Genomic DNA, 12,204 nt, shown 5'->3' with positions numbered 1-12,204 from the left:
GGGGCGGGATGACGCGGTGCGTGGCACACATCCTGCTCTTGTCTGCGCACGTCACCCACGAAGGGTGAGCGACTCCGACCCGAAAGCCCCACGCCATGCAGATCTCCAACCGCTTCCAGAAGCCGTCCCTGTCCTCCACGTCGTCCTTCGCCTCCGCCTCCGCGCAGCCCCAGGTGCCCGCCTCGAAGGCCCGTGCCGCCTCCAGCTTCGAGTCGCGCTCGAGCTTCGCGCCCGCCGCGGGCACCACCGCCTCCCCGGTGGCGCTCAAGGTCCCGGCGGCTCCCGCCCGCCCCGGCTCCCTGGCCTTGAGCAGCCCGCAGGCCCAGGCCGCCGTCCAGAAGACGCTCGACTTCCTTCAGCAGCGCTCCGGTGCCGTCTCGCGCGGTGTGGTGCCCGGCGCGGCTGCCTCCAAGAACGTCACGCCCCGCTCCGTCGAGCGGGATGAGCTGGGAATGACGCACGTGCGCCTGGACCGTACGCACGAGGGCGCGAAGGTCTTTGGCGAGCAGGTCATCGGCCACCTCGACCGCGACGGCAAGGTGACGGGCGTCACGGGCGGAGTTGCCTCCATCCCCGCCGGGCTGGGCTCGGCGCCAGTGAAGCTGTCGGCCAACGAGGCCCTGGCCATCGCCCAGAAGGACTTCGCCGGGAAAACGGATCGCCCACCCACCGCGGAGCGCGTCGTCTTCCAAGCCAAGGATGGCAGCTACCACTCGGCCTTCCACGTGGAGCTCTCCCACACCTCGGGGCTCCAGGGCGACGAGCGCCCCCGGCGGATGAACTACCTCGTCGATGCCAACAACGGCGAGCTGCTCGAGAAGTTCAACCAGATGGGCGGTATCGAGCTGCCCCAGGCCAGGCCCGGCGCCACGGGGGGCTCCACCCCGGCGCCCGTGCCCTCCCAGCCGACCACGCCCACGACTCCCACCCCGGGCAAGGCGGATGACACCTCGCTCTACAGCGGCAAGGTGCAGCTCTCCACGAAGAAGAACACGGATGGCACCTACAGCCTGGAGGACGCCTCCCGCGGCAAGGGCGTGGTGACGTACGACGCGCAGAACAAGGAGGAGGCCAACCGGCCGGTGAAGATCTCCGACAAGAACGACGTGTGGGGCGAGGCGTCGGACCCCTCGCGCAACCGGGCCGCCGTGGACGCGCACTACGGCGCCCAGATGACGTACGACTTCTACAAGGACGTGCTCGGCCGCGACTCGCTGGACGGCAAGGGCGAGAAGCTCGTCTCCAACGTGCACATCGGCACCAACTTCGTGAACGCGTACTGGGACGGCAAGCAGATGAACTACGGCGATGGCGACGGGAAGAACGCCGGCCCGCTCACCACGCTGGACATCGCCGGCCATGAGATCACCCACGGACTCACCGAGCGCACCGCGGGCCTGCTCTACCGGGGCGAGTCCGGCGGCCTCAACGAGGCCATGAGCGACATCCTCGGCGCGGGCGTGGAGTGGTACGCCGCCAAGAAGAACGCCGCCGTCGAGTTCGACTGGAAGGTGGGCGAGGACGCCTGGACGCCGGCCAACGGCAAGGGGGACGCCCTGCGCTACATGGATGACCCGACGAAGGACGGCTACTCCGTCGACAACTACAAGGACTACCCGAAGCAGACGGAGGTGCACGGCTCCAGCGGCATCGCCAACAACGCCTTCTATCTGCTCGTCAACGGCGGCACCAACCGCACCTCGGGCCAGAAGGTGGAGGACGGCATCGGCATGGAGAAGGGCCTGAAGGTCTTCTACCGTGCCCTGGCCCACTACATGACGCCCAACACCACCTTCGCCCAGGCCCGCGAGGCCACGGTGAAGGCCGCCACGGACCTGTACGGCGCCGACTCGGTGGAGGCCAGGAAGGTGAAGGAGAGCTGGAGCGCGGTGGGCGTGAGCTGAGCGGGAGGGCGTGTCAGGAGGGCGTGCGACTCTCGCGTGCGCCATGAACGCGAGAGCTGCCGCCCCCTCCGAGGGGCACGACGGAGTGGGCTTCTACGTCTTCTGTTTCACGCGCGCGGGCGTGGCCGGGGCGGTGACCGGCCTCGGCCTCTCCGAGGACACACCGCTCGGCGCGCGGGTGTACGAGGAGGTCGCGGCCATCTGCTGCGAGGTGCCGCTTCACGAATGGACGGGCCCCGAGGGCGAGGCCCATTTGAAGGATCTCGCCTGGCTCGGGCCGCGTGCCCTGCGTCACGAAGAGGTCATCGAGCGGATGATGCGCGCCTCGCCGGTGCTGCCGCTGCGCTTCGGTTGCCTGTTCTCCTCGGCGCGACGGCTGGAGGAGCTGCTCCAGCGCGAGCGAGCACGCATCGCGGCCTTCATCGACAAGGCGGCGAACGAGGAGGAGTGGTCGCTCCAGGGCTCGCTGGATGTGAGGGCCTGCGAAGAGGCGATGCTCGCCGCCGATCCGCGCGTGGCGAAGCTGCCCGCGTCGGCGGGGGCTCGCTATCTGATGGAGCAGAAGCTGCGAAAGGACGCGGCCCAAGCGGCGCGCGCGTGGATCCAGGAGGTCCAGGCGACGCTCCCGGAGGCGCTCGAGGGCCTGGTGCTCGCGCGGCGCTCCCTGCGGCCACCCCGGGAAGGCGCCTTCCACTGGGCGCTCCTCCTCCCGCACGGCGCGGAGGCGGAGCTCGCCAGACGCCTCGAGCCGCTGGCCGAGCAACTGTCGGCGCGTGGGCTGCGCCTGTCGGCCTCCGGGCCCTGGCCAGCCTACAACTTCGCACCACGCCTCGCGGAGGCGCCCGGAGATGGGGCCGAGGAGCCGACCCATGGCTGAGCGGGAAGAGAGGCTGTTGCTCTATTGCATCGGGGACGCGTCCCCGCCCCTGCCGGACAACGGACGTGGGGTCCAAGGCCGGGGGCTCCGATGCATCACCCACGGCGAGCTCGCGGCCGTGGTCTCGTCTGTCGCGGAGCCCGCATGGGTGGCCACCCCGACCCGGGAGGAGTTGCTCGAGTACGAGCGTGTCATCCATTCACGGCACGCCGTCGCCGATGTGGTGCCGATGCGCTTCGGCAGCGTGCTCTCCGACGAGGAGGCCGTGCGCGCGCACCTCGACGAGCAGCGGGCCGCCTATCTGCGCGCGCTCACGCGGGTCTCCGGTTGCGTGGAGATGGGAGCGCGGGCGCTGATCTCCCTTCCTCCTCCCGTCACGCCGGAGGAGAGCGCGAAGCCGGCACTCCGCTCGGGCGTGGACTACCTCAAGGCGCGGCAGCGCCGCTATTCCGCGGAGACTCGACTGCGCGACCATTGCGCGGCGCTGGAGCAGGCCCTGCTGTCGAAGGTGGCGCCGCTGTGCAGGGAGCACCGCTCGGAACTCACCTCTCCATGCTCGGCTGAGCCCGCGCTCTGCTCACTGTATTTCCTGGTGCCCCGCGACCAGATGTCTGCCTTTCGTGCCGCCTTGTCGTCAATTCCTGACATCGGTCACACGGAACTCATGCTGAGCGGGCCGTGGCCTCCCTTCAATTTCGTGGATTGAAGGTGTTGAGTGAAAGACATGTCGGACCGCCCTGTTAATCCTGACGCCAAGCTGAACTCAACAGGGATTGCAGCGCGCGGCGCCTTGGGGAGACCAGCCGGCATCGCTCAACGGGACACCCAGGAGACAGCAATGGCGAACATCCAGAAATCGACCGATTCCTCCAGCCTGGCGGAAGTGATCAGCATCATCCTCGACAAGGGCATCGTCATTGATGCGTGGGCGACGGTCTCGCTGGTGGGCATTCAAATCCTGTCGGTGGAGGCGCGTGTGGTCATCGCCTCGGTCGACACGTACCTGAAGTACGCGTCGGCGATCGGCCTGACGGAAGGCGGCAGCACCGCGAGGGCGCTCAAGAACGCCGCGACGAGCGCGGCCCTCCCGGCGGCGACGAGCGTGGCCGCTGCGGTGCCGGCGACCGCGGCCATGGGCGTGTAGCTGGACGAATCCTGACAACGCGAAGGGAGTTGCGGAGATGATGAGCGTTCAGGCAGGGGGCATGTATTTGTATGCCGTGCTCGCCAGCACACAGGGTGTCGGTGAGCTGGGTTCAATCGGCGTCGAGGGCGGTGAGGTCTACTGCGTCAGCGCGGGAGACATCACCGCGGCGGTGAGCCGTGTGAGCCGTACGCGCCTCCGGCCTGAACGCAAACACCTCCTCGCGCATCAGACCGTGCTGCGACGTCTGATGGAGCAGGGCACAGTGCTGCCGGCGGCGTTCGGCCTCGTCGCCCGGAGCGAGGTGGCCGTGCGCGAGCGGTTGCTCGAGAAGGGGGCGCTGTTCCGGGAGCAGCTCGAGCACGTCGCCGGCAAGGTGGAGATGGGCCTGCGGGTGAGCTGGAGCGCCCCGGAGCTCTTCGAGTACTTCGTCGCCACGCACTCGGAGCTTGGCGCCGCCCGCGAGCGACTGCGGGGCCGCTCCGATGTTGGCCGGGAGGAGCTGATCGGGGTGGGAAAGCTGTTCGAGAGCATCCGCGAGGCCGATCGGGAGGCCCACTCCGAGCGGGTGGCGGCTGCGCTCCGGGAGTGCGGCGCCGAGCTGAAATGGAACCCGCCGCGAGGGGAGCGCGAGGTGATGAACCTCTCGTGTCTCGTGCCTCGCGAGGGGCTGGGTGCCTTCGAGAAGCAGGTGGAACTCGCCGCCGCGGGCTTCGATGACCATTTCACCTTCGAGCTCAATGGTCCATGGGCCCCGCACAGCTTCACGGAGCTGAAACCCACGACGCTGTCCGCGCAGGAGTGACGATGTTGCTCATTGACGACCTCCTGCTCTCGCCGGTCCATGGCCTGTTCTGGATCGCCAGGAAGCTCGACGAGGCCGCGAGTCAGGATTTGGAGAAGGAAGAGGAGGAAATCAAGGCGCGGCTGCGGGAGCTGTATGTGCGGCTCGAAGCCGGGCAGCTCGAGGAGCAGGAGTTCGAGGCGCAAGAGGCGGAGCTGTTGGATCGGCTCGACGTCCTCACCGCGCCCGAGGAAGCGGACTCCTTCGAGGAGGAGGGGGCCGAGGGCCATGAGTGAAGGTGACGCGAAGCTGGAGCAGGAGGGGGCGTCGGAGTCCCTCTCCCTCTGTGAGGCGCTCGACCGGGTGCTCCACAAGGGCGTGGCGCTGCGCGGAGACATCGTGTTGTCGGTGGCGGATGTGGACCTCGTCTACCTCGGCCTTCAGTTGGTGTTGTGCTCGACGGAGACGGCGCGGCGCGTGGGGCTCGTCGTGCCCGCGCCCCCGCACCCGCGAACCGAGCCGGGGAGGGGCGCGAAATGAATGGCACGGGAAGTCAGCTCGAGGCCGCGCTGCAAGGACAGCTCACGCCACCCGCACGGAGGCTCTCGCTCGATGAGGGCAAGCTGAAGAACGGGCTCGGGCAGTTGGTGCTCACGTTGGTGAAGCTGCTGCATGAGCTGCTGGAGAAACAGGCGATCCGCCGCATGGAGGGCGGTTCCCTGAGTGATGACGAGGTGGAGCGTCTGGGGTCGGCGTTGATGCGTCAGGCGGAGGAGATCGAGCGGCTCCGCATGGAATTTGGCCTCACCGAGGAAGATTTGAACCTCGACCTGGGCCCGCTCGGCAAACTGCTTTGAGGAGGCGGCATGACGTCACAACGTATCGTCCAGAGCCCTCGGAACGCGACGCTCGCGGACGTGCTGGACCGGGTCCTCGACAAGGGGCTGGTGGTCGCGGGCGACATCAAGATCAAACTGCTGGACGTGGAGTTGCTCACCATCCAGGTGCGTCTGGTGGTGTGCTCGGTGGACAAGGCCGTCGAGATGGGAATGGATTTCTGGAGGAATGATCCGCACCTGTCCTCGCTCGCGCGGCGAGAGTTGCCGCCAGCTCCCGCCAGTCTGGAGCAAACCCCTCCGCCCTGAACTCCACCGGGGCGGTGTCTTCCAGTCACCGTCCCTCCTCCCTGGGGGCCAACCCCGGGCCTCTCGGGCATTAGAGTGGGCCGATGAGTCTCGGCTCTCTTCCCGTTCCCGCCATGGCGCGCGAGGCCGCCCAGTCCGCGGACGCCGCCCGCCAGCAGTTGAAGCAGTGCGAGGTCGCCTTCGCCGAGCTGGGTGAGCGTTTGCGCCAGCGGCCTCCGCGCTTCGTCGTCACCTGCGCACGCGGCAGCTCCGACCATGCCGCCAGCTATGGCAAGTATCTGCTCGAGACCACGCTGGGGCGCGCCGTGGCCTCGATGGGGCCGAGCGTGGCGTCGGTCTACAACACCACGCACCTCGACCTGCGCGACTCCCTCTTCATCGCCGTGTCGCAGTCCGGCCGCAGCCCCGATCTGCTGCGGATGACGGAGGCGGCCCGTGCCGGTGGTGCCCTGGTCGTGGGCTTCATCAACAGCGAGGGCGCTCCGCTGTCCACGTTGTGCGACGTCGCCATTCCGCTGTGCGCCGGCCCCGAGCTGAGCGTCGCCGCCACGAAGTCCTACCTCCTCTCGGGCCTCGCCTTCCTGCAACTGGCGGCGCACTGGTCGGGGGAGGGGACACTGCGAGACGCGGCCTCGCGGCTGCCCGAGGCCCTGGAGGCGGCGCGCGGGTTGGATTGGTGGCCGGCGCTCGCTCGGCTCACCGAGGCGCGCAATCTGTTCGTGCTCGGGCGTGGGGTGGGCCTCGGCGCGGCCCTGGAGCTGGCGCTGAAGTTCAAGGAGACCTGTCGGCTGCATGCCGAGGCCTTCAGCACCGCGGAGGTGAGTCATGGACCGCTCGCCCTCGTCGGTCCCGGCTTCCCCGTGCTGGCCCTGGGGCAGGAGGACAGCTCGGCCGAGGGCACGCGGAGCGTGGTCGGCCGCATGGTGGAGCTGGGCGCGGAGGTCCGCTCGGTGCTCGCGGTGCCCGGGGCCGAGCCGCTGCCGGTGGTGCCTGGCGTGCCGAGCGCCATCGCGCCCCTGTGCCAGGTGCAGAGCTTCTACATGGCGGTGCATCGCTTGGCGGCGGCGCGTGGGCTCGATCCCGACGCGCCCGCGCACCTGCGCAAGGTGACGGAGACCGTGTGATGAGACGCGTCTTGAGCGGAGCACGGCTCTTCACGGGCGAGCACATGCTCGACGACCACGCGGTGGTGGTCGAGGGCGAGCGCATCACCGCCGTGGTGCCCGCCTCGGCCGCGCCCGCCGAGGCCGAGGTGTCCCGGTTGCCCGAGGGCACGCTGCTGGTGCCGGGCTTCCTCGACGCCCAGGTGAATGGGGCCGGCGGCGTGCTGTTCAACGAGACGCCCACGGTCGAGGCGGCGCTCGCCATCGCGGCGGCCCTGCGGCGCTCCGGCACGACGGGGCTGCTGCCCACCTTCATCACCGACGACCCGGACCGGATGCGCCGCGCGTGCGAGGCCGCCATCGAGGCGAGCGCGAGGCCCGCGAGCGGCGTCCTGGGCCTCCACCTGGAAGGCCCCTTCATCAGCGGAGAACGGCCGGGAGTGCATGAGCCGCGCTTCATCCGTGCGCCCGATGCCGGGGACCTCGAGTACCTGACGGCCCTGCCGGAGCGCCTGTCCGGCACGAGGGGCCGCCTGATGATGACGTTGGCGCCGGAGCAGGTCGACGATGCCGCCATCGGACGGCTCGCCTCGGCGGGCGTGGTGCTCTCGGCCGGTCACACGGCGGCGACGTACGAGCGGATGAAGGAGGCCCTGGCGGCCGGCGTGCGCGGCTTCACCCACCTCTTCAACGCCATGCCGCCCCTGCACAGCCGCCAGCCGGGCCCGGCGGTGGCCGCCCTCGATGCCGGGGAGGCGTGGTGCGGCGTCATCGTCGATGGTGTCCACGTCCATCCGGCGATGCTGCGCCTGCTCTTGAGCCTCAAGCGGCCCGGCAAGGTGTTCCTGGTCACCGACGCCATGCCTCCCGTGGGCACCGAGGCCACCTCGTTCTCGCTCTATGGCCACACCATCCTGCGCCAGGAGGGCCGGCTGGTGACGGAGAACGGAACGCTGGCCGGTGCCGACATCGACATGGTGACGGCGGTGCGCAACTGCATCCGCCTCCTCGGCATGTCCTTGGAGGAGAGCCTGCGCATGGCGTCGCTCTACCCCGCGAGCTACCTCGGCCTGGACGACCACCTGGGCCGACTGGCGCCGGGCTATCGCGCCGACCTCACGCTGCTCCGGCCGGATCTCACCGTCCTCGCCACCTGGGTGGGCGGCCAGGCCCAGTGGTACGGCACGCGGTCCAAAATAGGAGAACTCTGATAACCTGGATCTCCGGATGGAGTGCCCGAGCGAGACAACACTGAGCGACTTCCTCGCGGGGTTGCTGACGGAGGCGGAGCGAGCGCGGGTGCTCGCGCACGTGGAGGGGTGTGCGGCTTGTCAGGAGGCGGTGGCGGCGGGTGCCAGCTCCAGCCCGGGCGCGCCGGCCGACTCCGGAGGGGGCACCTCGCTGGCTCCGGGCGCCACCGTGTCCCGCTACGTGGTGCTGGAGCGCATCGGCCAGGGCGCCATGGGCGTGGTGTACGCGGCGAGGGATCCCGAGCTGGATCGTCGGGTGGCCCTCAAGCTGCTGCGCCCGGAGGGACGCCACGTGGAGGAGCTGCGGCGGCGGTTGCTGCGCGAGGCGCAGGCGCTGGCCCGGCTCTCCCATCCCAACGTCGTCACCGTTCACGACGTGGGCACGTGTGGGGACGGAATCTTCCTCGCGATGGATCTGGTGGAGGGCGCCACGCTGGCGGAGTGGCTGCGCCAGCCGCGCCCCTGGCGGGAGGTGCTGCACGTCTTCCTGGAGGCGGGGAGGGGACTGGCGGCGGCGCACGCGGCGGGGCTGGTGCACCGCGACTTCAAGCCAGCCAACGTGCTGGTGGGCCACCACGGCCAGGTGCGGGTGACGGACTTCGGGCTCGCCAGCACCTCGGGCCACCCGGACGTGCCCCTGGCCGAGCTGGTGTCGCGACCCGAGCCCTCGGAAGCGGAGGGCGTGCTCGCCGGCTCGCTCACCCGCACGGGCGCGGTGCTGGGGACGCCGGCCTACATGGCCCCGGAGCAGCTCGAGTCCGGCGGCGCGAGCGCCCTCTCGGATCAATTCAGTTTCTGCGTGGCACTGTACGAGGCCCTCCACGGCGAGCGCCCCTTCCAGGGCACCACCCGCGAGGCGCTCGCCCTCGCGGCGCGGGAGGGGAGGGTGCATCCGTCCAGGCGAGAGGCGAAGGAGCCCGCATGGGTGCGGCGCGCGGTGCTGCGTGGGCTGCGTGCCCGGCCCGAGGAGCGCTTCCCCTCCATGGAGGCCCTGATGGCGGCGCTCACGCCTCGCCCTCGCGCGCGTGCCTGGGTGCTGGCCTTCGCCGCGGCGGCCTGTCTGCTGGGCGTGGCCCTGGGCTATGTGGGGGCGCACCGGCGCGAGGTGCGCTGCGCGCGGGAGGCGGACAAGCTGGGCGTGGCCTGGGGCCCCGAGCAACGGGAGCGGATGCGCGCGGCCTTCCTCGCCACCGGCAAGCCCTACGCCGCGTCCGCCTGGGAGAAGGTCTCCGCCTCGCTGGATGCTCATGCCGCGCAGTGGCGTGCGTTGCGCACCGAGGCCTGTCTGGCCTCGTCCGGGGACTCCCCCAGCACCGGTCTTCAGATGGCCGCCTGCCTCGATGCGCGGTTGTGGCAGCTCGCCGCCGTCACCGAGGTGCTGGAGAAGGCCGACGCGGAGACGGTGCAGAACGCGCAGCAGATGATGACCTCGCTCGAGGGGCTCTCCGGGTGCCAGCAGAGCCCGGCGCTCGTCACCCGGCCCCAACCGCCGGACCCCCTGCGCCCCCAGGTGGACGCGGCGCGGCGCCGGCTGGCCGAGGCCCGGGCCCTCATGGACGCGGCCCGCTACGGCCAGGGCATCGAGCTGACGTCGGCCCTGATCCAGGAGGTGGCCGCGCTCGACTACCGCCCGCTGGAGGCGGAAGTCCTCACCCTCCACGGTCAGCTCCATGCCCTGTCCGGCAAGCTCAAGGACGCCGAGGGCATCCTCTACCGCGCCCTGTGGGCCGCCGAGGCCGGGCGCGATGACGAGACGGTCGCGCGCGTGTGGAGCCTCCTCATCTGGGTGGTGGGGGACCAGCTGGCCCGGATGAGCGAGGCGGAACGGCTCGTCGAGCATGCCCGCGCCGCCGTGGGGCGGTTGGGGCGGGAGCGCTACCCGCACCTGGCGGTGGATCTCCACCTGCGGCTGGGGGGAATGCGGCTGGTGCAGGGCAAGCTGGAGGAGGCGGACGCGGAGTACTCCCAGGGCCTGGAGCTGTCGCGACGGGTGTTCGGCTCCGAGCCCCGGCGCGCCTCCTATTTCCTCTCTGGACTGGGCCGGGTGCGCTCGCGCCAGCTGCGCGCCAGGGAGGCGCTGGCGCTCTACCGCGAGGCCCAGGAGTTGCGCGAGCGCCACTGGGGCCCCCAGCACCCCGGGCTCGCCCTCAACCTCAGCAACATGGCCAACGAGCTGCTCTTGTTGGGCCGGCCCGAGGAGGCGCTCGCCCACTACCAGCGCTCCCTGGCCATCCTGGAAGCAGCCCGCTCCCCGGACCACCCGAGCCTCGCCGCGCCCCTCAACAACCTCGCCGCCCTCCTGCGGCGCCGGGGACGGCTGGAGGAGGCCCGCGTCAACTTCCAGCGGGCCCTCACCATCTTCGAGCGCAGCAAGGGGCCGGATCACCCCAACACCACCGTCGCCCTCTGTGGCCTCGCGATGGTGGCCCACGACGCCCAGGAGCTGGAGCGGGCGATGGCCTACAACCAGCAGGCCCTGGAGCGCCTCCAGCGCGCGCTGGGCCCGGACACGCCGCGCGCGGCCTCGGCGCTGGAGAACATTGGCATCCTCCACCTCCTGCGCGGTCGCCACGAGGAGGCCCGGCGCTTCCTGCTGCGCGCGCTGCACCTGGTGGAGAAGGAGCATGGCCCCGACTCCGCGCTGGCCAGCTCCACGCTGCGCGCCCTGGCCCGGCTCGAGCTGGCCTCGGGGGCCCCGCGGGTGGCGCTCGCGCGGTGCCAGCGCGCCCTGGAACTGGACGAGAAGGCGCAGGGGGCGAAGAGCCCGGATGTCGCGCTGGGGCTGGCCTGCGTGGCGGAGGTGCACCTGGCGCTCGGTGCCCCGGAGCGGGCCGTGCCCACGCTGGAGCGCGCGCGGGACATCCACCAACAGTCGCCGTTGGATCCCCTGGACGGGGCGCGGACCTCCTTCCTGCTGGCCCGTGCCCTCTGGGAGCGGCGGGAGGCTCCGGAGCGGGCGCGCGCCGTCTCGCTGGCGGAGGAGGCCCGGGGCCTGCTGGTCACCCAGAAACCGCGTGGCCAGCCGGAGCTCCGGCAGGTCTTGTCCTGGCTGAGCCGGCACCGCGAGGTGGGTCCATGAGCGGAGAGGGGGAGGATATTTCCCTCACGGCGTTGCTGCTGGCACATGTTCCGGCGGAGCGGCGTGAGCCGGCGCACGACCTGGCGGCGGTGGAGACGCTCCTGCGTGAGCACCTCGAGGCCGGCCGGGTGGCCTGGCCCGGCGTCCCCCTCGCGCCGGAGGCCCTGCTGCGACACCTCGCCCGGCACCTGCGCGCGGAGGGCTCGCTGGAGGACGCGCTGCGCCAGCTCCACGGGGCCGACCTGTACCTCGCGTGTGCCTGTGCCACGGGCGAGCCCCTGGCCTTGAGCGCCTTCGAGCGGCACGTCCTCCAACGGGTGCCCTCCCGCCTCGGGCAGCTCTCCGCCTCCACCGTGGACGAGGTGCTCCAGGTGTTGCGCCAGCGGCTGCTGTTGGGACAGGGCGGTGCCCCTCCGAGGATCGCCGACTACTCGGGGCGGGGCCCGCTGTCGGGCTGGGTGCGGATCATCGCCGTGCGCATCGCCGGCGAGCTGGTCCGCGAGGAGGGGCGCCAGGAGCTCTTCGACGAGCCTCCGGAGGCGCTCGCGCGGATGCTGGACCGGGATGACCCGGAGGGCGCCCTGCTTCGGGAGGACTCACGCCAAGCGCTCGCCACCGCGCTCCGGGCCGCGCTGGCCGCGCTCTCCGAGTCGGAGCGCGCCCTGCTGCGCCTGCACCACCTGCACGGCCTCACCATGGATCGGCTCGCGGCCATGTATGGCGAGTCCCGCTCCGGCGTGGCGCGTCGGGTGGCCCAGGCCCGCGAGCGGATGCTGACGCTCACCCGCGCGGAACTCTCCCGCCGGTTGCGGCTGGACGGTCACGAGCTGGAGAGCCTGCTGGGCCTGGTGGACAGCCGGTTGGACCTCGGCCTCCAGCAGCTCATGGAGCGCTCGGGTACCCCTCCCGGCGGGAGGT

General features: G+C 71.0%; 12 protein-coding genes and 1 pseudogene. All 13 read left to right on the top strand.

What is annotated here, in order from left to right; all coding sequences use genetic code 11:
* The first annotated feature begins 95 nt into the window (after positions 1-95).
* A complete protein-coding gene (locus VF794_RS20975; RefSeq protein WP_331113115.1) occupies positions 96-1,904 on the top strand; it encodes a M4 family metallopeptidase in 1,809 nt (602 codons plus the stop codon).
* Between the two features lie 43 nt (positions 1,905-1,947).
* Positions 1,948-2,781, top strand: coding sequence for a GvpL/GvpF family gas vesicle protein (locus VF794_RS20970; protein ID WP_331113113.1), 834 nt, complete (start codon positions 1,948-1,950; stop codon positions 2,779-2,781).
* Positions 2,753-3,487 carry a GvpL/GvpF family gas vesicle protein gene (locus tag VF794_RS20965; RefSeq protein ID WP_331113112.1) on the top strand — a complete coding sequence of 245 codons (735 nt, stop codon included), beginning with the start codon at positions 2,753-2,755 and terminating at the stop codon, positions 3,485-3,487. Before VF794_RS20970 ends, VF794_RS20965 begins: the two co-directional genes overlap by 29 nt.
* Positions 3,488-3,619: 132 nt before the next feature.
* Positions 3,620-3,838, top strand: a pseudogene (gene gvpJ / locus VF794_RS41635) (gas vesicle protein GvpJ); the annotation flags it as partial.
* Between the two features lie 124 nt (positions 3,839-3,962).
* A complete protein-coding gene (locus tag VF794_RS20955; protein ID WP_331113108.1) occupies positions 3,963-4,730 on the top strand; it encodes a GvpL/GvpF family gas vesicle protein in 768 nt (255 codons plus the stop codon).
* A 2-nt stretch (positions 4,731-4,732) separates the two neighbouring features.
* Positions 4,733-5,005 carry a gas vesicle protein GvpG gene (locus VF794_RS20950; protein ID WP_331113106.1) on the top strand — a complete coding sequence of 91 codons (273 nt, stop codon included), beginning with the start codon at positions 4,733-4,735 and terminating at the stop codon, positions 5,003-5,005.
* Positions 4,998-5,249, top strand: a complete 252-nt coding sequence (locus tag VF794_RS20945; protein ID WP_331113104.1) for a gas vesicle protein — start codon at positions 4,998-5,000, stop codon at positions 5,247-5,249. The genes VF794_RS20950 and VF794_RS20945 overlap by 8 nt, the downstream gene beginning before the upstream one ends.
* Entirely contained in the window at positions 5,246-5,566 is a 321-nt protein-coding gene (locus VF794_RS20940) for a gas vesicle protein K (RefSeq protein WP_331113102.1), read from the top strand. Before VF794_RS20945 ends, VF794_RS20940 begins: the two co-directional genes overlap by 4 nt.
* A gap of 9 nt (positions 5,567-5,575) precedes the next feature.
* A complete protein-coding gene (locus VF794_RS20935) occupies positions 5,576-5,854 on the top strand; it encodes a gas vesicle protein (RefSeq protein ID WP_331113100.1) in 279 nt (92 codons plus the stop codon).
* An 83-nt stretch (positions 5,855-5,937) separates the two neighbouring features.
* Positions 5,938-6,978: an SIS domain-containing protein gene (locus tag VF794_RS20930; protein WP_331113098.1), complete on the top strand. Its 1,041-nt coding sequence runs from the start codon at positions 5,938-5,940 to the stop codon at positions 6,976-6,978.
* Positions 6,978-8,168 (top strand): N-acetylglucosamine-6-phosphate deacetylase, encoded by a 1,191-nt coding sequence (gene nagA, locus VF794_RS20925; RefSeq protein WP_331113096.1) that lies wholly within the window; start codon positions 6,978-6,980, stop codon positions 8,166-8,168. Before VF794_RS20930 ends, nagA begins: the two co-directional genes overlap by 1 nt.
* A 16-nt stretch (positions 8,169-8,184) precedes the next feature.
* Positions 8,185-11,286: a tetratricopeptide repeat protein gene (locus VF794_RS20920; protein ID WP_331113094.1), complete on the top strand. Its 3,102-nt coding sequence runs from the start codon at positions 8,185-8,187 to the stop codon at positions 11,284-11,286.
* Positions 11,283-12,204, top strand: a 922-nt coding sequence (locus tag VF794_RS20915; RefSeq protein WP_331113092.1) for a sigma-70 family RNA polymerase sigma factor, incomplete at its 3' end; no start/stop codon positions are given. The genes VF794_RS20920 and VF794_RS20915, both read left to right, overlap by 4 nt.

The organism is Archangium sp., from assembly GCF_036389735.1.
Lineage (GTDB): Bacteria > Myxococcota > Myxococcia > Myxococcales > Myxococcaceae > Archangium.
The sequence above is the reverse complement of the archived record's forward strand: the minus strand, read 5'-3'. Positions and strand labels throughout refer to the sequence as shown.